Annotated in this window: 15 protein-coding genes; 4 read left to right on the top strand and 11 right to left on the bottom strand. The window is 35.1% G+C overall.

Features of this window, described 5'->3' with window-relative positions:
• Positions 1-349: 349 nt before the first annotated feature.
• The gene (locus ABW637_RS02130; RefSeq protein ID WP_367582981.1) at positions 350-967 is read right to left on the bottom strand and encodes a hypothetical protein; all 618 of its coding nucleotides are present in this window, start codon (positions 965-967) and stop codon (positions 350-352) included.
• Between the two features lie 579 nt (positions 968-1,546).
• Here ABW637_RS02130 and ABW637_RS02135 point away from each other — a divergent pair.
• Entirely contained in the window at positions 1,547-1,957 is a 411-nt protein-coding gene (locus ABW637_RS02135; RefSeq protein ID WP_367582982.1) for a hypothetical protein, read from the top strand.
• Positions 1,958-1,981: 24 nt separating this feature from the next.
• Here ABW637_RS02135 and ABW637_RS02140 read toward each other — a convergent pair whose 3' ends face one another.
• The 7 genes from ABW637_RS02140 to hemB all read right to left on the bottom strand — a co-directional run bounded on the left by ABW637_RS02140 (position 1,982) and on the right by hemB (position 7,732).
• A complete protein-coding gene (locus tag ABW637_RS02140) occupies positions 1,982-2,695 on the bottom strand; it encodes a 3'-5' exonuclease (protein WP_367582983.1) in 714 nt (237 codons plus the stop codon).
• Positions 2,685-3,845: a serine hydrolase domain-containing protein gene (locus ABW637_RS02145; RefSeq protein ID WP_367582984.1), complete on the bottom strand. Its 1,161-nt coding sequence runs from the start codon at positions 3,843-3,845 to the stop codon at positions 2,685-2,687. Before ABW637_RS02145 ends, ABW637_RS02140 begins: the two co-directional genes overlap by 11 nt.
• A gap of 277 nt (positions 3,846-4,122) precedes the next feature.
• The gene (locus ABW637_RS02150) at positions 4,123-4,602 is read right to left on the bottom strand and encodes a methylated-DNA--[protein]-cysteine S-methyltransferase (RefSeq protein ID WP_445012710.1); all 480 of its coding nucleotides are present in this window, start codon (positions 4,600-4,602) and stop codon (positions 4,123-4,125) included.
• Positions 4,599-5,687 (bottom strand): CNNM domain-containing protein, encoded by a 1,089-nt coding sequence (locus tag ABW637_RS02155; RefSeq protein ID WP_367582985.1) that lies wholly within the window; start codon positions 5,685-5,687, stop codon positions 4,599-4,601. The genes ABW637_RS02150 and ABW637_RS02155 overlap by 4 nt, the downstream gene beginning before the upstream one ends.
• A 179-nt stretch (positions 5,688-5,866) precedes the next feature.
• On the bottom strand, positions 5,867-6,256 hold the full coding sequence (locus ABW637_RS02160) for a c-type cytochrome (protein WP_367582986.1): 390 nt from the start codon (positions 6,254-6,256) through the stop codon (positions 5,867-5,869).
• Between the two features lie 14 nt (positions 6,257-6,270).
• Complete coding sequence (locus ABW637_RS02165; RefSeq protein WP_367582987.1) at positions 6,271-6,660, bottom strand: TerB family tellurite resistance protein; 390 nt, start codon at positions 6,658-6,660, stop codon at positions 6,271-6,273.
• Between the two features lie 97 nt (positions 6,661-6,757).
• Positions 6,758-7,732, bottom strand: coding sequence for a porphobilinogen synthase (gene hemB, locus ABW637_RS02170; RefSeq protein ID WP_367584444.1), 975 nt, complete (start codon positions 7,730-7,732; stop codon positions 6,758-6,760).
• Positions 7,733-7,995: 263 nt separating this feature from the next.
• Between hemB and ABW637_RS02175 the strand changes: the two genes are divergently transcribed.
• From ABW637_RS02175 to ABW637_RS02185, 3 genes are all read left to right on the top strand, one after another.
• Positions 7,996-8,883: an ABC transporter ATP-binding protein gene (locus ABW637_RS02175; RefSeq protein ID WP_367582988.1), complete on the top strand. Its 888-nt coding sequence runs from the start codon at positions 7,996-7,998 to the stop codon at positions 8,881-8,883.
• On the top strand, positions 8,880-12,482 hold the full coding sequence (locus tag ABW637_RS02180; RefSeq protein WP_367582989.1) for an ABC transporter permease/M1 family aminopeptidase: 3,603 nt from the start codon (positions 8,880-8,882) through the stop codon (positions 12,480-12,482). The genes ABW637_RS02175 and ABW637_RS02180 overlap by 4 nt, the downstream gene beginning before the upstream one ends.
• A 188-nt stretch (positions 12,483-12,670) precedes the next feature.
• A complete protein-coding gene (locus ABW637_RS02185) occupies positions 12,671-14,176 on the top strand; it encodes a carboxypeptidase-like regulatory domain-containing protein (RefSeq protein ID WP_367582990.1) in 1,506 nt (501 codons plus the stop codon).
• A gap of 111 nt (positions 14,177-14,287) precedes the next feature.
• Here the strand turns inward: ABW637_RS02185 and ABW637_RS02190 are convergent, their stop codons facing one another.
• The 3 genes from ABW637_RS02190 to ABW637_RS02200 form a co-directional block, all read right to left on the bottom strand.
• On the bottom strand, positions 14,288-14,950 hold the full coding sequence (locus ABW637_RS02190) for an ABC transporter ATP-binding protein (protein ID WP_367582991.1): 663 nt from the start codon (positions 14,948-14,950) through the stop codon (positions 14,288-14,290).
• Positions 14,951-15,192: 242 nt separating this feature from the next.
• Positions 15,193-17,703 carry an ABC transporter permease gene (locus ABW637_RS02195; protein ID WP_367582992.1) on the bottom strand — a complete coding sequence of 837 codons (2,511 nt, stop codon included), beginning with the start codon at positions 17,701-17,703 and terminating at the stop codon, positions 15,193-15,195.
• Positions 17,704-17,748: 45 nt separating this feature from the next.
• Positions 17,749-20,163 carry an ABC transporter permease gene (locus ABW637_RS02200; protein WP_367582993.1) on the bottom strand — a complete coding sequence of 805 codons (2,415 nt, stop codon included), beginning with the start codon at positions 20,161-20,163 and terminating at the stop codon, positions 17,749-17,751.
• Between the last annotated feature and the right edge of the window lie 44 nt (positions 20,164-20,207).

The following is a 20,207-nucleotide window of genomic DNA, read 5'->3' on the forward strand; positions in this document are numbered from 1 at the left end:
AATACCCTGCAGGCTGCAGGAAGGTTTTGTAGTAGTGACGAAACCTTCCGCAAGTGATGTAGAGCCAATTGTAATGCCTTAGATGGGTTCCACAAATGATGCAGAGCCAATTTTAGATCATATGATTGTCGTTACATCAGTTGTTGAAGATATTGCAATACTATTTATTACATATTGAATGCGGGAGCGGGGTTATACATTAAGTTTATGTAGCTCTCTAAGCTACTGTTATAGATTGTAGTATCCTTGGGGTAAACGACAGCACTAGTAGTGTTACTTCACTTTAGAGCATAAAAAAACCACTCTGTTAAGAGTGGTTTAATTGTGTAAATTTATGTTTTAAGTCTTTTTAAGCAAAGTAAAAGATTTCCACAACGAGGCATTTCTCATTTCTCCATTTTATCCAACCTTCTGTTGTTTTCTCTGTATTAAAGTCTTGATGCTTTACTTTCATCCAATCTCCTTTTATTTCAATAGGAGATATCCTGTGGTTATTTGACTTTTTAGACAATATTGGCTTTCCTTTTATAGTTTCTCTAATAGGATTATCTTCCACATCTACACCAATAGAAAAAATACTGTTCAATAAATGTTCATCCCACTTTTGGAGACTTACCAAATGATCATTTTTCCTGATATACTTAGTCCCTCCTTCTGTTGTGATAGAATAGATACTATCATTAACACTAAGACATTTATAAGATGATATTTCGTATTCTTCATTCATCTCTGAAGTTTTAAACACTGATAAGTCCTCATTCAATATATTGAGTTTATCACCATCTTTAAAGTTCTCTTTATTGACAATAACTATCCCAATAGTGTTCTCAATGTCATTGCAATATGAAGGGTCTTTTAGATCAATTACTTCTGCATTTACCTTCTCTATTACTTCATTTTTACTTTTTACCTCTTTACAAGAATAAATAAGAAAACTTGCTGTGATTAGTATTATAACAATTCTCATATTTTATAAAATTAAAATCCCCCGCTCCCGCTAGTTTGCAACTAGTGTGCCACACAAAACTATGCCAACATACTAAAAAAACAGCCATAAGTTACAAAACCTATAGCTGCTTTATTTGTTATCTCCTTTCTTACTCTTACCCGCCACTAGTCACAGACTAGCGGGAGCGGGAGTTTCAGAATTTCAAATTAGACAGCAATTTTGTACCCATAAATCTTAAAAAAACGTTAACAAAAAGGCCGTTGTGTCAAAAAAAAATCTATATTTGTAGCGTAAGAATTGCTTCACACCCCCAATCATTACACACATTTCATTCATTTAGGCTTTACTTCATAGATTAAATCATTAACAGGTATTAACAATATTTGATAGTGCGGAAACGTTTTCTAAACTATTGCTTGCTTGTAATTATATCGAAGAGAAATTGCTCAGATCTAGGGATCCTTTGTTAAGGAATTACGATTTGGGTGTGTTGGGGGACACAAACCGGGTATATAATTACTATAAAATTCCCTCTTCTTTATGAAGGGGGAAATTTTTTTTTGAAGATCATCCAAAAAGATGATTATCTTGTAGCTTATGGATAATAAGCAACTATATCAAATTTTTCTTACACTCGCAGATCATATTGAAGGCAATCAAGGGTATTGGGAATTTGCACTAAATGATGTGAAATGCATATGTATAACCGATGAGCTTCATAATCGAATGCGAATCATGGCTCCTATAAAAGAACAAGGCTCAATGTCTCTTCAGGAATATGAAAAGTGTATGGAAGCCAATTTTCATTCGGCCCTAGATGTACGATATGCCGTTTCTAGTAATGTACTTATGGCGGTATTTATGCACCCGCTTCGAGAACTTTCTGCGTTTCAGGTAGAAGATGCATTACAACAAATACACTCTGCCGTAAAAACCTACGGAACAACACATAGTAGCTCTAACCTTTATTTTCCGACCAAAGAAGATCGAAGAAATGGCATGAATTAAGCTTTTTTACTGCTTGGTCATTTTTTAAACTGAAATCACCTCATCATCACTTAATAATTCTTCTTGTCGTAAACGTAGTAATATCTGTGCGACAGCAACAGTATCTTTTTCGCAATAAATGACAATACGATCAATATCATTTTCTTTATAAAACACGTCTCTTACCATACTGCCATCAATATCATCTTTAGGGGACGGGATTCCTAAAATACTGGTAAGCAATTTTAAAGAAGTATAGTGTTTATAATCGCCAAATTTCCATAAATCCAGGGTGTCTAAATGAGCGACTTCCCATGGTTTTTTACCAAAAAGATTTAACTTATAAGGTAATTCGATACTATGGATGATCATCCTACGGGCGATATACGGAAAATCGAATTCTTTTCCATTATGTGCACAGAGCAAATGATGCGGTTTGCTAAAATGAGTTTCGATTAGGTTCTTAAAATCTATAAGCAGTTGTTTTTCTTCCCCATAAAACGAAGTGGTTCTAAATGACCTGGTTTCGCCTTTATGAGTAAAATATCCAACCGAAATGCATACGATCTTACCAAACTCTGCCCAGATACCGGCACGATCATAAAACTCTTCGGGAGAGAAATCTTCTTTGCGCTGGTATTTGGTTTTATCTGCCCAGAGGTATTGCATTTCATCACTTAAGACATCAAAATCTTCATGTTCTGGTACTGTTTCTATATCCAGAAATAATATATGCTCAAGATTAAGCTTATGAAGCATTCTCTAGCATTTTATAAGCCTCTTCAATAAAGACAAAGAAATCTTCGGTAAAAGATTCTCCGGGCACAAACTGCCCTCTGTTATGACCCAAACGTACAATAATCACATCGTCCTCTGGGATACAAATTACATATTGCCCCAAAATACCTCGCATGGCAAAAATTTCTTTATTTAAATGATCAGATAACCAAAAACCATAGCCATACATATCATCTTCTTCGAATCTTTTCTTGGTTGCCAGTGCTGTAAACTCGGCCGGTAGAATTTGTTTTCCTGCAAACACTCCTTTGTTCTTAAACAGTACACCAAAACGTGCAAAATCTCTGGCATTACTAGCTACACAACAGTAGGCTTTTTCCATACCGCTATCTTCGCTATCTAATTGCCAAATGGCTTCTTGCTCCATCCCCATCGGTTTCCAAAAACTCTCACTTAAATATTCTGATAAACTTTTTCCGGTTGCTTTCTCGATAACCATCCCAAGTAATTGCGTATTTCCACTTAAATATTTAAATTCTTTACCTGGTTCTTCTACTACTTCTAGTCCCAATAATACTTCTCTAATATCGGTATCATAATAAGCCTTGGCTGTGATAGAAAATGGGCTTTTATAACTTTCTTCCCAATTAAGACCCGAAGACATCGAAGAAAGGTCTCCTACGGTGGTTTTTGTGGCTAGTCCTTCAGAGAATTCTGGAAAAAAATCTCCAAGGGGTTGATCTAAGCTTTTAATATGTCCATCCATGATGGCTTTTCCCAGCATAGCTGTGACCATACTTTTGGCCATAGAGAAAGAATTTGTTTTAGAAGTGGTACCAAATCCATCGGCATAATTCTCATACCAGATACTGTCATTTTTAATAATCATATAGGCAACAGTCCCTAATTTCTCATTAATTTCATTTAATCGATCTGTACTTTTGGCGGTATTATATTCTTCATGTAATGCCCATGGGATCTTAGCTGTTCCTTTTTCTATCGTACGATTATCAAAATGAGTATAATCATCTAAATAGGCTGTATTATGACCCGTCATATATACTACTCTCACTCCTTTAAAAATATATTCGCTGTCAAAAACATATAATGAAACGATACACAGAACGATAATAGCCAGAAGCCCTTTAAGAAATTTTTTGAAGATTTGCATGTTTAGAGTTTAATTAATAAGAAAAATGAGTTCATGCCAATTTAATTAAAAAAAATGAATGACTAAGAACGCAATACTAAGATATCCTAGTTTCATTTTTTGAAACTGAGGGAATATATTTCATTTACTACATCCTTCCAGCGTAGACCGGCATACATCAACATTACGCATTAACATCAATAGTAGAGTGGATCCCAGCCTGCGCTGGGATGACAAATATCATTGAAACAAGTATAGGGTGAAATACCCTTAGCCAAGCTCAGAGTAACATTATATGTTAAAACAAAGATTGTTGTTTTACCGGGTTTTCGTGATCCAGCAACCATTTTTTTCGCCACAATCCTCCTGCATATCCGGTTAGAGAGCCATCGCTTCCAATTACCCGATGGCAAGGGACAATAATCCAAAGTGGATTTTTACCATTTGCCGAGGCTGCTGCCCTAATACATTTTGGATCACCTAATCTTTTGGCCATATCCAAATAGGTCGCTGTTTTTCCGAAAGGGATCTTAAGTAATTCTTCCCACACTTTTTTTTGAAATTCGGTTCCCGAAGGATTGAGTTTTAAATCAAAAACTGTTCGTTGTCCATCAAAATACTCCTTAAGCTGCGTAATCGTTTCTTGTAGATAAGGATGGATTTCTTTAGAAGGCTCGTTTGTTGACTCCTGAGTAACCGAGACACTGGTTATTCCATTTTCATCTCCTGATATAGTGGCAATTCCTAAAGGTGTTTCTAAATAGGCCTTTTGAATCATTCTTCTGCAGTATCATCATCAAGAATTCCTAATCTTCTTGCGCGGTTTTCCCAGTTCTTGCGAGCCAGGTCTTGCATATTAGCATCGGTATCACTTTCGTCTACAATTTCTAGTCCTAATAATGTTTCGATCACATCTTCCATCGTTACTATACCACTTACCGAACCATACTCATCAACGACCAAGGCTACATGCTCACGCTGCTCTACTAATTTTTCAAATAAATCAGGTACTGCAACATTTCGACTCACTACAAACAACTGTCGTTTAAGGTCGCCTAGTTTCTTATTATGATGGTCTTCTGCCATTTCTTTATACACCTCATCTTTGAGTACATATCCCGTGATATGATCTGGATTATCTTTGAATACGGGTATTCTAGAAAAACGCAACTTCTTATTCGCTTCAAAAAAATCCTGAATACTTTGATCTTCAGAAGCCATTTTTAAAACGGTTCTCGGTGTCATAATACTCTTAGCAGGTATGGCTTTAAAATTGAGTAAATTTCGTATCACTTTGGATTCAGATTCTTCAAAAACACCTTCTTCTTCTGCAATATCGGCCATGGCTGTAAAATCTTCTCTACTAAGTACAGAGCCATGATGTCCTTTACCTCCTATAAGTTTAGTGGTTAGTCGCAATAACCAAAGTAATCCCGTATATTTTAGCGGAGCAATTAATATGATTAGTGCTTTTGAGGTAAAATTGGCCAGTTGTTTCCAATAGGTCGCCCCAATAGTCTTGGGTATAATTTCTGAAACCACTAAAATTAACATCGTCATAATTGCCGACACAATCCCAACCATATTCACACCTAGTACCTCAAATTTATAAGGTAACTGCTCTGCCTGTACTCCAACCAAAATCGCTCCTACGGTATGGGCTATTGTATTAAGGGTTAGAATGGCAATCAAGGGTTGATCAACATCTTTTTTTAGGTTTTCTAGTGTGGTTGCATACGATTTTCCTTCTTTCATTTTTACATTCACAAATGTTGGCGTTACGCTAAGTAATACGGCCTCGAGAATCGAACATAAAAACGAAAAGAAAATGGAAAGTACGGCGTAAATTATTAGTAAGGTCATCTTATTATATATGTAATGCTAAAGTAAGGATTTTTAAAACGTGTTTTTTTAATTGAAGAAGGAAAATAAATTCAGTTCCCTATGTAATTATGAAATAAGGCGTACCTAAAACATCCTTTTCGGCTTCAGCCAGTCTTTCGTCTTCGCTCAAGACTCAATGCAACAGGATATTACTTTGGTTATTTGCCGATTTCGGTCATATATACGATCAATGCATTTAATTCTTCATCAGAAAATGTTTTGATAATGGTAAAATTGGTTTTCATTACTGCATAGGTTTCAGGATCTACAATAGGTTTAGCTTCCTGCTTTAAAAACGCAATCAAATCTGCATCTTGTTCGTTGTAGATCTTCATGATTTCTGCCACGCCTGGGCCAATAGATTTTTTGTCTGTTTTATGGCAGGTATAACATTTTCCTTTCCCATTAAAAATTTTATTTCCTACTTCAAAGGGTGAATTTTCTTTTTTCTTTGTTCCTATCTTAATTTCTGATTTCTCTTTTTTCTCAGATTGACAACTCGTTGAAAGCAATGCAATTGTTGCCAATAGTAGTACTATTTTGTGCATATAATGGTACGAACTTATTCTTTATATTTTTCTTTAATTTTCTCTATATCGTTGATAAATCGGTCTAGTAAATCTTTAGAAAAATTAGTGATTACTTTTTCCTCATTGGCGTTAACGCCTTTGGTAGCCTCGGCAATTTTGGTTAGTGCATAGAGCATAAAGTCATATTCCATATCGGGCCCATTATCAGAAAATACTTCTATGACTTTCTTATATAAAGTTTCGATATCATTTTGATTATCACTTTCATACTCAAAAGACCATTTGATATCTGCTCCCATAGGATGGCCTTTTAAAATCTCTTCTAGAGTTTCGACTTCTTCTTTCTGTATCACCCCATCACTCATTGCGATTACATACAATAGTTCTCCGAATGTTCGATATAATCTCTCCCTACTTACCATAACCTTCCTAATTTAAAAAAATAAAAACTTAATTATATCTTTTATTTCCTTTCCTCTCTAAGGATAAGGAACTCTATATCTTTCTATAAAGCTTGAATCAACTCAACAACTTTACCACATCTTTGGCAAAATAACTGGCAATAATTTGTGCCCCTGCCCTTTTAAAGGCCATGATTTGTTCTAACATCACAGCATCATGATCCAACCATCCTTTTTCTGCGGCAGCTTTTAACATTGCGTACTCGCCGCTCACTTGATATACTGCAACAGGAACATCTACATTGTCTCTAACCTCTCTTACCAAATCCAAATAGCACAATCCAGGTTTTACCATCACAATATCCGCTCCTTCTTCGATATCCATTAGAGTTTCTTTGATGGCTTCCTCCCGATTGGCAAAATCCATTTGGTATGTTTTTTTATCACCAAATCCGGGGGCAGAATCCAGTGCATCTCTAAAAGGCCCATAAAACGCCGAAGCATATTTGGCACTATAACTCATAATGCCTGTATTCAGATAATTTTCTTCTTCGAGTATCTCTCTTATCGAAAGAATACGACCATCCATCATATCACTTGGAGCTACAAAATCTGCCCCAGCTTGTGCATGAGATAGTGACATTTCTGCCAAAACCTCACAGGTTTCATCATTAACGATATATCCATCTTCTACAATACCGTCATGACCATATGATGAGTATGGATCCAACGCTACATCGGTCATTACTAACATGTCCGGAGTAGCGTTTTTTACGGTTTTAACAGCTCTTTGCATTAACCCATCTGGATTTAATGCTTCGGTTCCTTTATTGTCTTTAAGGCTATCTAGCACCTTAACAAACAACAACACCGATTTTAAACCCATAGACCAAAGTTCTCTAACCTCATCCTTCAGTAAATCCAGACTATATCTGTAGTAGCCGGGCATAGAAGATATCTCTTCTTTTACATTTTTTCCTTCTACTACAAAAAGGGGAACTAAAAAATCATGGGGAGTAATCGTATTTTCTCTAACCAAAGAACGAATAGCGTCATTGGTTCTTAATCGTCTGTTTCTACGAAGTTGTTGCATTCCTAACTTTAAATTGATAGATGTAAAGATACTCATATCTCAAATACAAGAGATAATGTATGTATACTTATTTAAAGATATATGTACTCGATAATCGAGATTTAAATGCTCCGAGGCTTGCCTAGAAATCAAAATTATTTTCCAACCAATGCCTTGCGGGCTTGCCCCGAGGTAGTTTACTTGAAAAATATATCAAATCCTGTAACAAAACCTTAACAAGTGCTACTAATGGTTACAATACATAAATTGCAAATTTTGATCGTATGCTAACTATAAAAAATCTCAATAAGACGTATCCCAATGGCACCCAGGCATTGAACGATGTAACCTTAACTTTAGAAAAAGGAATGTTTGGCCTACTAGGGCCTAACGGAGCCGGGAAATCTTCTTTGATGAGAACCATATCTACTTTACAATTAGCAGATTCTGGGACCATTGAATTTGATGGCATTGATGTTTTTAAACAACCCGAAGAACTTCGAAAAGTATTAGGATACCTACCACAAGATTTTGGAGTATATCCAAAGGTCTCTGCAGAGATGATGTTAGATCATATTGCCAAAGTAAAAGGAATTACAAATAAAGTTGAACGAAAAGGATATGTAGCCGATTTATTGAATAAAGTAAATCTGTATAAATTCAGAAATCGTAATCTTGGAGATTATTCTGGAGGAATGCGCCAACGTTTTGGTATTGCACAAGCTTTGCTTGGAAACCCTAAATTAATTATAGTTGATGAGCCTACAGCAGGTCTGGATCCCTTAGAACGTAATCGCTTTCATAATTTATTAAGTGAGTTAGGAGAAAATGCGGTTGTGATTTTATCAACGCATATCGTAGATGATGTTACCAATCTATGCCAGAACATGGCCGTTTTTAATGAAGGTAAAATCTTAGTGCAGGGAAATCCACAAGAATTGTCTGATCGGTTAAATGGCAAAGTGTATAGAAAACATATTGATAAATCCCAATTAGAAGCTGTTGAAAATGAATTTACGGTACTGTCGAATTATCTAAGAGGTGGTGAATTCTATGTAAATGTATATAGTGATGCTAATCCCGGAGAAGGTTTTGAGCTCGTAAACAATGATCTTGAAGATTTCTACTTCTATTGTATTAACAAAAAGGAAAAGCAGGAGGTTACGATATGATAGAAATATTCTTATTTGAATTAAAATATCGCCTCAAGAGGCCTGCTACCTGGATATATGCCGTTTTAGGACTAGCGATTGCTTTGTTAGTGGCTTTTTTCGAAAAATCTGTTACCGCGCAATTTGTAAACAGCCCCAATAATATCGTTGGAGTGATGGGGCCTATTTCTATCATCTCTATTTTCTTTTATGCGGCCATTATGGGGGTTCCGATATTTAGAGATAAAGAACATAAAACTGCGCAAACCTATTTTACCTTCCCAATACGGGAAAAATCATATGTACTAGGCCGATTTTTGGGTAGTTTTTCTATCGCTACATTACTCAATATTTTTATTGTGCTTGGCGCCATGATTGGATTCGGAATTGGTGCATTTTTAGATCGCCCGGATTATGGAGAATACATGGATTTTAATATCCTCTCATATCTCCTTCCCTTTCTATTTATCTTACAAATCAATGCACTTTTAATTGGGTCCTTGTTCTTTTGTTTGATGGCCTTTTTTAAGAAAATGCCTATCATTTACTTAGGAGGAATCTGCTTGTTTTTATTATATAGTATTACCGGGGATTTGATGCGAAGCATAGATAACCAGTGGTTAACAGTATATCTAGACCCTTTTGGAAATAGAGCCTTTAGTTTTGTGAAGAAATATTGGTCGATTAATGAGTTAAACATCAATCAACTACCTATTTATGGTAAATTTTTGATGAATCGTATCCTTTGGTTAGGGCTTGGGCTTCTGTTTTTTCTAATCACATATGTAAGATTTGATTACAAGAAGTTTTTACTATCTGCCAAGCAAAAGAATGCCTCAAGCAATGATCAATATCGCCCATCTTTAATCACTTCTGTTACGCAAGTGTTTACGAAGAAAACCGAGCGACAAAATTTACTATCGCTAAGTAAAATCGAGTTTTTATCTATTATAAAAGATCCTGTTTTTATCATTCTTTTAATTATAGGAATTATAATATCCTTGATCACTGTTTTCCAGGCAAACGAAACCTATGGTACTCCTAATCTACCATTAACTCGATACATAGTTACTTATATTTCTGGAGGAATTACCTTACTGTCGATCATCATTTTAGTAATTTATTCGGGAGAAGCCGTACACAGGACAAGAAAAAATAAAACTTTTGTGTTTTATGATGCCTTACCCATACAAAATTCTAGCTTATATTTTTCTAAGATCATTTCATTGGTAGGCATTTCAATTGTGCTCACTGTGGTCAATATCATTGTTGGTATTTTGTTTCAAACTTTTAATGGATATTTTGGCTATGAATTGGATATGGCCTTTACCTATAATTTTTTGTTGATACTGCCAAGTTTCCTAACCACAGTCTTACTGGCGTTTTTTATTCATGTACTCGTTAACAATAAATTTTTAGGACATTTTATTGTCATCTTGATTTATGTAGGATTGCCATTATTAGTGACTTTTGCTTTTAAGAGTAGTAACCCCATGTTAATTTATGGTGCTACCACGCCATTTTTTATAAGTGATCTTAACGGTTTCGGGCATTATCTTACCGGAATTACCTGGTTAAACCTATACTGGATTTTATTAACAGGGATATTAATGTTGATTGGTAAAGTATTCTGGACCAGAGGATTCTTCTCTACTGCCAAAGAAAGACTAAACCTGGCAAAACAAAGATTCAACACCAAAACAATTATAACATTAGTTGTGGTAGTAATTGCCTTTGTATCTGTTGCTGGATATAGTTATTATAACCTTAACGTTTTAAATGAAATTGTAAGCGGTGACGAATCTGAAAAAGTAGGTGCTGATGCCGAAAAAAAATATGCAAAATATATTGGTCAGGCACATCCACAAGTAACCGATCTGAAAGCGTATATCGATCTTTTTCCTAAGCAAAGAAATGTAAGGGCTAAAGGAGAATTTAAGATCATCAATAATAACAGTACACCGATTGATACATTGTTACTTGAGGTTCAGTTTCCGAATGGACATACCAGCTTAGAAAAGATTGTGTATAATGGAAAAGAATTATCTCCTGTAGTCACAGATTCTGTATATAGAATGTATTTCTATAAATTACCTCAAGCCATGCAACCTAATGAAAAGGCTGATCTCACCATAGAGGTATTTGCCGATACCAAAGGTTTTGCCAATTCGCAAGAAACCCAGGTACTTTATAACGGATCGTTCTTTAATAGTTCCATTTTTCCGAGGTTTCATTATGAACCCAGTATTATAGAAAATGGAGTACGTGTAAAATATGGTTTAGAAAAAATGGACTATTTGTTTCCTCCTAGAACAGATTCTACTGCACTAAAGAAGAATCTATTTAATGAAGATGCCAATTATATCAATTTTGAAGCTGTCGTAAGTACATCAAAAGACCAAACCGCATTGATGCCGGGAAAATTGATCAAGAATTGGGAAGAAAACGACAGAGCGTATTACCATTACAAATTAGAATCGCAAACCGACTTGTTCTTTAACGTAGGCTCGGCTAGGTATGATGTAAAAAAATCAAGTTGGACGGCTCCGAGTGGTAAAAAAGTAGATATCGAGATCTATCATTCTCCAAAACACAAGCGCAACCTGGAGTATTTTATAGCCGGAACCAAAGTAGCATTAGACTATTGCTCTAAAAACTTCTATGAATATCCAAATTCTGTAATACGTATTGTAGAATTTCCGGCACATACCACTTTTGCACAGTCTTTTGCCACCACCATACCCTACTCTGAAGATTTTGGGTTTACTGCTAATTTTGATAAAGCCGAAGATTTTAACTACGCCTTTAGAGTAACGGCACATGAGGTTGCCCACCAATGGTGGGGACATATTGTTACTCCTAGTAAAACATCGGGTGCCAATATCATTTCTGAGACCTTGGCAGAATATACCTCGCTAATGACCATGAAACATGAATATGGTGAAAATGGAATCAAGAACTTTTTAAAATATTCTCTGGATGCCTATCTAAGAGCCAGGGCATTTAGTTTTAAACCCGAGCGATCTCTAATCAATGTCGAAACAGGGCAACATATTTGGTATCGAAAAGGGTCTATGGTGATGTATGAGCTTCAGGATTTGATTGGAGAAGATAAAATCAATGATGCGCTTCATGGTTTCTTACATGAATATAAGAATTTTGAAAAAGGAGTATATCCAACTTCAGAAAACTTATTCGAAGCCATTTACAATGTGGCTCCTGATTCGCTAAAATACGCAGTAGAAGATGGTTTTAAGAAGATCGTGCTCTATGAAAACAGAGTCGTTTCGGCTAAAACCAAAAAACTGGATAACGGTACATACGAAACTACCTTTACGGTAGACTCTAAGAAAATCTATTATGATGATAAAGGAAAAGAGGAGCGAACCGATAATAAGACCAATTATATCGAGGTTGGTTTATTTGGTGAGGACATCATAGATGATCAAGAGGTCCCTCTAAAAAATCCGTTTTATCTGGAGCGAAAATGGTTACACCCCGGAGAGAATACCTTTACCATTATTACCGACCAACAACCGGTAAAAGCCGGTATTGACCCTTATAATAAATTAATCGACAGAACTTCTGGTGATAACCTAAAACCTGTTGAAGAAGAATAAATTGTAGTTAGTTAAATCCTGAAAATCACGATCGAATAACGCTGTTTTGATCGTGATTTTCTTTTTTTACCTTATAATGTAACAATTACCTCGCATCTCAGTCTTCTTTTTACAGACCTTTCAGGCAACCTTATGGATTTGGATACCGTCTATAATAGTAAGAACTTTATAAAATCAAATATCAGGTTATGACCTATACTTCTTCATTATTTTTCTCCATTACTTTTTCTATGGTATGTCTTGTTACAAATGCACAAACCATAACTTCTAAGGTGATAGACAAAAAAACAAATCAACCCATCCCCTATGCCACCATACAGGTCTCAGAAAACCAAGGAATCATTACCAATGAAGAAGGTAGATTTAGTTTAATTCTAGGTCAAAAACACGCCAACATCGATTCGATATATGTTTCCTCTATGGGGTATGAAAAAGTAGGGGTTTCTATAGAAAATGGTATCGATAGTATTATACACATTCAACCCAAAGCAATCGAATTAAAAAGTGTATTCATTTCTAACAAAAACCTAAGTGTAGATGAGATTATTGACAATGTTAAAGAACGGGTTTCTGAAAACTATAATTTTGAGCTATCCAAAAGACGATTATTTTTTAGAGAATCTGAGTTTAACGCTATTAAAAAATTAGATATTGAGTTTAAGAAATCCACCATCAAAGAGCTTAATAAAAAACTTATAGATAGCGTAATTACCATTATTCCCAGAAAGTCAGAATACTATACAGAGACCCTATGCGATCTTTATGGTGATTTTGAAAAAAGAAAAATTCATATTATTAAAGCAGCAGAACTCTATGACAAAAATAATGAGGTTTCTATAGAAGCTATGACAGACCGTATGGAAACCATCTTCAAAAAGAATGTAAAACCAGATTCTTATCTTAAGATAAAATCAGGATTGTTTGGTACCAAAGTGCAAGTAGATTCTATACTTGAGCAGACCGAAAATGGGGATGAGATAAAAGATAAAATCGATAAGGAGGATAAAGGTGATTTTCTGAAAAGTCAAAGAAGAGCCTTAAAAAGTTTACTATCCAGTCTCTTTTTTAATGAAGGTGTGATGTCTAATTTTCTTAATAAATCTGGAAGATATGATTTTAAACTAGTAGATTATACCTATATCGATGACCAAAGTATCTATATCATTAATTTTTCGCCTAAAAGAAATGAAGATTTTAAAGGCACTTTATATGTAAACACCGAGGATTTTGCTGTGATTAGAGTAGATTATGAGAATGTAAAAAATATTAAGAATTTTAAGTTACTAGGTATTCATTACCAAGACAATTTATATCGGGCCAAAATGCTCTTTGCTAAAGGAAGAAACCAAAAATATGATCTTAAATTTTTGGAAATGTATAGAGGCGAATTTTTTCGTTTTGACCGTCCTTTAAAAGTGATTGAAAAAAACAAACATGTTAAAGGAAAGCGTAAACAAAATGAATTATCTCTTGGTATTGATGCTATCAATACCAACCAACGTAAATACGAAATTGTGGTTTTTGATTCTCAGCAATTAACCGAAGCCGATTACACCAGCAGTACCGAAAACAAATCAATTACACCCGAATATTTATCAAAATACGATCCTCAATTCTGGAAAGGATATAACATTATAGAACCCAATGCTGCTATCAAACAGTTTATCGCCGCTCCCGAAGGAATAATGCAATAATCTGTCATTGCGAATAGGCTTGCCCCAAGGAAAGCATATGAAGCAATCTGTTTATCTAAAAAAACCTAGTACAAGTGAAAAGACCACTTCGTCGTAACCACTTCGTAGTGACTAAACTATACCCCCATCCAATAGATTAATAATTCTTGAACCATAGGCAGCGTTCTTTTCAGAATGTGTTACCTGAATAATGGTGACTCCTTCTTTATTAAGTTTATTAAACATTTCCATGATTTCTTCTCCTTGTTTAGAATTTAGATTCCCTGTAGGTTCGTCTGCCAGTATCAATTTTGGGTTGGCAATAAGTGCTCTGGCAATCCCCACCAATTGTTGTTGACCTCCACTTAATTGAGACGGGAAAAGATCCTTTTTACCTACAATATTAAATCGGTCTAACATATCTGCTACCAAGGCTTTTCGCTCAGAAGAACCCACTTTCTTATACAACAACGGCATTTCTAAATTTTCTTTAACGGTTAGCTCATCGATCAAATGATACGACTGAAATACAAACCCTATGTATTGTTTATACAGGTTAGCGCGATATTTTTCTTTTAGTTTGTGCACCGATTCATCTAGAAAAGTATATTCCCCTTCATTAAAATCATCCAGCATGCCGATGACATTAAGTAACGTCGATTTTCCTGATCCTGATGGCCCCATAATTGAGATAAAATCTCCTTCGTGAACCCAAAAATTAATATCTTTTAATAAGAATATTTTTTGACCACCAGATTGTACCCACTTTGATATGTTATTTAATTGTAAAAGCATAATTAATTTTTGTTTATTAAAAGCGTTGTGATTTTGCTATTTTTAATCTAAAATTCGTCAATTCGAGTGGTTCGACTTTAGGAGAAGTGTACTTCGACTGGCTCAGCAGAGCTATCGGGAATAGGATTTTAGATTAAAAGCTATTCTCGATACATTTTATCTCCATTTCATTACGACAAAACACTCGAAATGACGCTTTTTAAGTCTGGAATACCAAAACATACAACAAGTGTTCTTAATTCTCATTCTGTTCTCAAATTATCAACCGGATTTGCAGAAGCCGCTTTTAGCGCCTGAAAACTAACGGTAACCATGGTAATTATAAAAGCGCTTAATGCAGCAACAATAAATACCCACATATCTATAGATGTCCTATATGCAAAATCTTTGAGCCATTCATCTACTAAGAAATATGCAATTGGTGAAGCCAATACAATCGAAATCAATACTAACTTCGTAAACTCTGACGAAAATAGTAAAGCTAACTCTGATGCCTTGGCTCCAAGTACTTTTCTGATGCCTAGTTCTTTAATTCGTCGTTCTGCAGAGAAAGCAGCCAGGCCAAAAAGCCCTATACAAGCTATTATAAGCGCCAATAAAGTAAATATATTAAGTACTTTTGCCATTTTTAGTTCTGACCTAAACGTATTTTCGAATTCTTGGTCCATAAAACTGTACTCAAATAAAATAGAGGGGTCAATTCGAAACATTTCTTCTTCTATTTCTTCGATCAATAGTTGTAAGTTTCTTGAATTCTCGACCCTTTTAGCATCTATACGAGCTGCCAAAAATGTTCGTCCGCGTCCAAAGTTCCATACCCAATCATTATCTTTATGTAGTATAACAAGGGGGCCTATTTTTTCTTTTGTACTGCTATAATTAAAATCCTTTACAACTCCGAGTACTTCCATTTTATCGGCACTCTCATTAGTCATAGCAACATATTTACCTATAGGAGAATTAGTGGCATAGGTATCTCTCTTCCCCCAACCTAATACTTTAACTGCCTCTTCATTTAGGATTACTCCATACTTATCTGCAATACGTTCTGAGTCAAAATTTCTACCCGAAATAAACTCTAATCCCAACACTTCCAAAAAATCACCTTCGGTTCTCACATCTGTAAAATGTATTGCTGGATTTTCGGGCCCAAATGCTCGATACTTATCTCCAGACCAAATGTTAGGAGGAATACCATAGGATCCACCAACATCTGTAAAGACAGGATTTGCTTCTAATTTCGCTTTTAGCGTTTCTGCCTTATCTCCTAGCTGTTCTATATTATGAATTTGCAATATGTTATCTTTTATAAGTCCTAAATCTAAAGAGGAAGTATATTGTAATTGTTTTTGCACAAAAAAGGCACAGATAATCAATGCAGTAGATATTGTAAATTGAAAAACAACAAGTCCGTTTCTTAAATTCTTCCCTTTAAATACTGATGTCGCATTGCCCTTTAGGGTTTCTATAGGCATAAATCCTGAAAGATAAAAAGCGGGATAGCTACCAGAGATAATCCCTAATAACAAAACAAATACGATAAGTCCACATAGAAATATTGGATTTACCAGTAGTGGTAAAATCGATAATTGCTTGTCTGCAATTGTATTAAAACCGCTTAATGATAATTGTGTCAAAACTATTGCAAATAGTGTACTGGTAGCCACAAATAATGTAGATTCAAAAATGAATTGCGCAACTAGTTTTTTTCTTTGAGAACCCAATACTTTTCTGATACCTACTTCTTTTGATCTTTTAGAAGATCTGGCCGTCGAAAGATTCATGAAATTAATGCTACATAGAAAAAGAATCAGCACACCAATTGCACTAAACAGTTTTACAAATTGTGGGTTCCCATTAGGGCCAAAAGCATGCTCTCCTGGTGCATCTGATAGATATATTTCTTTTAACGGTTGTAGATATAATCTCCATTTTTTACCATCGGTGAATTCATCATATGGTTGACTAAATAATCGCTCTGTAGTAGGGGCTGCCCATTTTGGTGGTATGGCTTGGATTTTATGTGTCAGAACATCTATATCTGTTCCATCTTTTATCAACCCATAGGTTCCAAATCCTGTCCATGCCCATAGCCAACCGTCATTCTTCATCTTATTCTGAATAGTATTTAACGATCCCAGCATATCAAATTGTAGATGAGAATTTTCAGGAATATTTGCCAGTATTGCACTAACTGTATAAGTTTGCCAACTACCATCTGATTTTCTAACCTCTAATAATTTCCCCATGGGGTCGAGATTACCAAAATAACGATACGCTGTTTCTTGCGTTATGGCTAGACTCATTGGTTCCTTAAGTGCTGTTTTGGGGTCGCCTTTTATAAACTCAAAAGTAAATACCTCAAATAGGTTTTCTTCTGCTAAAAAGAAGCCTTCTTCTTTAAAAATATTAGCATTCTCTTCACTACTTTTACTACGTATATTCTGCGGACCCAAACTCAATATTCGTGTAACTTTTTCAAATTCTGGGGCATCTGATCGCAGTGCAAAAGCCACATTAGGACCCGTAGATGCATATTGATCATTCCAATCCCCCCAGATATCAGTTTGATTTATTCTATAAATTTGACTCCCATGTTCATGAAAAGTATCGTAAGTCATTTCATTATAAACATACAATCCAATGATCAAACAGCTTGTGATACCAATAGTAAGTCCTGCTATATTCAGAAAGGCAAACTGCTTTTGCTGAATCATATTCCTCCAGATAATTTTGAAATAGTTTCTAATCATGATTACTTATTTATTAATCCCAAATTCAAGGGACTGATTGATGACTTATTCTGTTCTTAAACTGTTAACCGGGTTCATAGATGCTGCCCTATAACTTTTCCAACCAATCGTTAGAAATGCAATGATCATGGTAATTGTACCAGCCAATATAAATATCCACCATGAGATCTCAATTCGATATGCAAAATCTTCTAACCATTTATTCATCACATAAAACCCTAAAGGAAACGCTATCAAAAATGAAACACCTATTGGTTTCAAAAAATCAGTAGATAACATTGCAATAATTTGTGATACGCTAGATCCTAATACTTTTCTAATGCCAATTTCTTTAAATCGTTGTTCTGCAGTAAATGTAACCAAGCCAAACAATCCCAAACATGCTACAAAGATGGTAAGCAGGGCAAAAACCCTTAGGATGATTCCCATTTTTTGTTCCTTTATATATGTTAAATTATATGCTTCATCTAACAAAGAATAATGAAGTGGTTCTGATGTGCTTAATTGGTTCCAGTTGTGTTCTACCGTTGCAATAATACCAGACATATCCGAAGTTTTGGCTCTAACAATCAACCCTCCATAAGGATTGTATAGCATAATCAAAGGCTCTATAGTCTTGTGCAATGATTTAAAATGAAAATCCTTAATTACTCCAACTATCGTCAATGTTTGTTTGCCTTGATTTGTGTCCCTTATAAAGGTTTTTTCGATAGCATTTTCATCGAATCCCAAAACTTTGGCAGCTCGTTCATTAATAATTACGTTATTGGCTTCATTTCCGAATTCTTTAGAAAAATTTCGCCCCGATACCAGCTCCATCCCCATAGTAGCGATATACCTTTCATCGATATTGTATACAAACATTCTTCGCTGAAAAGTATCTCCAAGAAAGATTCCAGACATTTCATTATCTGTAGGACCAGCGGGCGCAAATGCAGAATGTGTTACATTAGCAATTCTTGCATCTTTTAGAATCTGATCTTTAAAAGCATTTTCGTTATGATTAAGAAGGTACGTATTTCTAAGCACTAACATTTGATCCTTATTATACCCAATATCTTTATTCTGTATATAGTTCATTTGCTGATCAACTACAAGTGTAGCTATAATAAGTCCAGCCGATATTACAAACTGAAAAATAACTAATCCACTTCTTATATTTTTGGTGTTGACCGGTCCAGAAAATTTACTTTTTAAGGCAGTAATGGGTTTAAATGAAGAGAGGTAAAAAGCTGGATAACTGCCTGCCAATAAAGAAATCACTATGATTATTGCCATAAGAGCAACTAAAATATATGGCTTAAATAAGTAATCTAATTGCAACTCTTTACTTGATAATGCATTGAATAATGGAAGCGACACCCATAAAATCATTGAGGCAAATATCATTGCCAGTACTGTAGCCAAAAAAGATTCTATCAAAAACTGATAAATAAGGTGTCGTTTGCCAGAACCCATTACCTTCTTAACTCCTATTTCTTTTGCTCTTTTTGATGCTGCAGCGGTAGATAAATTCATGAAATTAATACAAGCAATGAGCAACATAAAAATCGCAACAATACTAAATATATATATGTATTTTATATCTCCTCCTGGTTCGAGTTCTGACACTGCGGCAAAGTCTGACTCTAAATGAATATCGGTTAGCGGTTGTAAAAAAAGTCCTAGCTGATTTTCTTTTGTAAACTCTGCATACGACACTCCCAATTCTTCCTGTAATTGAGAGCCCATATGTTCTTGAAATACTTGAGGTAGTTTTGACTCTAGTTGTTTATAATCATATCCTTTTTGTAACACCAAATACGTATGAAAGTAAGAATTTGTCCAAGAATTAGAGGTGGCAATGCCATCTTTTGGCATCGTGGCAAATAAGTCAAAATGAAAATGTGAATTTTTTGGTACTTCATTAATTACAGCAGTTACTTTATATGATTGATCTTGATCATTAACAATAATATCCTTACCAATAGCGGCATCTACGCTTCCGAAATAACGCTCGGCCTCTTTTCTCGTTAGTACGATAGTGTTAGGTTCTTTTAAAGGTGATACCGCATTTCCCTTGATGACTGGTAAAGTGAATATTTCAAAGAAATTGGGATCTACATGCGCAAGTCTGCTATTTCTATACGTGGTATTTTGATACGACACTTTTTGGTTCCCAATATTTCTGATACGCGTTGTTTGAAGTACCTCGGGAAATTCAGATGCTAAGGTTTTACCTACAGGAGGCATTACAACCGCCTCTTTGATTTCTTCTCCGTTTATCTTGGCTCTAAAAACCACTCTCACAATTTCATCAGCCTTTTTATTAAATCTATCATAACTTAGCTCATCTACAACATACAACATCATTAATAAGCACGATGCTATACCAAGACCCAACCCCACAATATTAATTGCGAATAATCCTCTATGCTTTAAAAGGGTTCTCCAGGCTATTTTTAAATGATTTTTAAACATAATTGTTTGTTTTTTGATTCATCATAGGCGAACAGGTTGATCAT

The organism is Aquimarina penaris (assembly GCF_040786285.1).
In the GTDB taxonomy this organism is placed as follows: domain Bacteria; phylum Bacteroidota; class Bacteroidia; order Flavobacteriales; family Flavobacteriaceae; genus Aquimarina.

Bases quoted from the DNA above. Each gene is read 5' to 3' on its own strand.
- ABW637_RS02155 (WP_367582985.1), bottom strand. From the start codon at position 5,687: ATGACCTTACTAATAATTTACGCCGTACTTTCCATTTTCTTTTCGTTT.
- ABW637_RS02185 (WP_367582990.1), top strand. From the start codon at position 12,671: ATGACCTATACTTCTTCATTATTTTTCTCCATTACTTTTTCTATGGTA.
- ABW637_RS02145 (WP_367582984.1), bottom strand. From the start codon at position 3,845: ATGCAAATCTTCAAAAAATTTCTTAAAGGGCTTCTGGCTATTATCGTT.
- ABW637_RS02135 (WP_367582982.1), top strand. From the start codon at position 1,547: ATGGATAATAAGCAACTATATCAAATTTTTCTTACACTCGCAGATCAT.
- hemB (WP_367584444.1), bottom strand. From the start codon at position 7,732: ATGCAACAACTTCGTAGAAACAGACGATTAAGAACCAATGACGCTATT.
- ABW637_RS02180 (WP_367582989.1), top strand. From the start codon at position 8,880: ATGATAGAAATATTCTTATTTGAATTAAAATATCGCCTCAAGAGGCCT.
- ABW637_RS02160 (WP_367582986.1), bottom strand. From the start codon at position 6,256: ATGCACAAAATAGTACTACTATTGGCAACAATTGCATTGCTTTCAACG.
- ABW637_RS02200 (WP_367582993.1), bottom strand. From the start codon at position 20,163: ATGTTTAAAAATCATTTAAAAATAGCCTGGAGAACCCTTTTAAAGCAT.
- ABW637_RS02130 (WP_367582981.1), bottom strand. From the start codon at position 967: ATGAGAATTGTTATAATACTAATCACAGCAAGTTTTCTTATTTATTCT.
- ABW637_RS02140 (WP_367582983.1), bottom strand. From the start codon at position 2,695: ATGCTTCATAAGCTTAATCTTGAGCATATATTATTTCTGGATATAGAA.
- ABW637_RS02175 (WP_367582988.1), top strand. From the start codon at position 7,996: ATGCTAACTATAAAAAATCTCAATAAGACGTATCCCAATGGCACCCAG.
- ABW637_RS02150 (WP_445012710.1), bottom strand. From the start codon at position 4,602: ATGATTCAAAAGGCCTATTTAGAAACACCTTTAGGAATTGCCACTATA.
- ABW637_RS02190 (WP_367582991.1), bottom strand. From the start codon at position 14,950: ATGCTTTTACAATTAAATAACATATCAAAGTGGGTACAATCTGGTGGT.
- ABW637_RS02165 (WP_367582987.1), bottom strand. From the start codon at position 6,660: ATGGTAAGTAGGGAGAGATTATATCGAACATTCGGAGAACTATTGTAT.
- ABW637_RS02195 (WP_367582992.1), bottom strand. From the start codon at position 17,703: ATGATTAGAAACTATTTCAAAATTATCTGGAGGAATATGATTCAGCAA.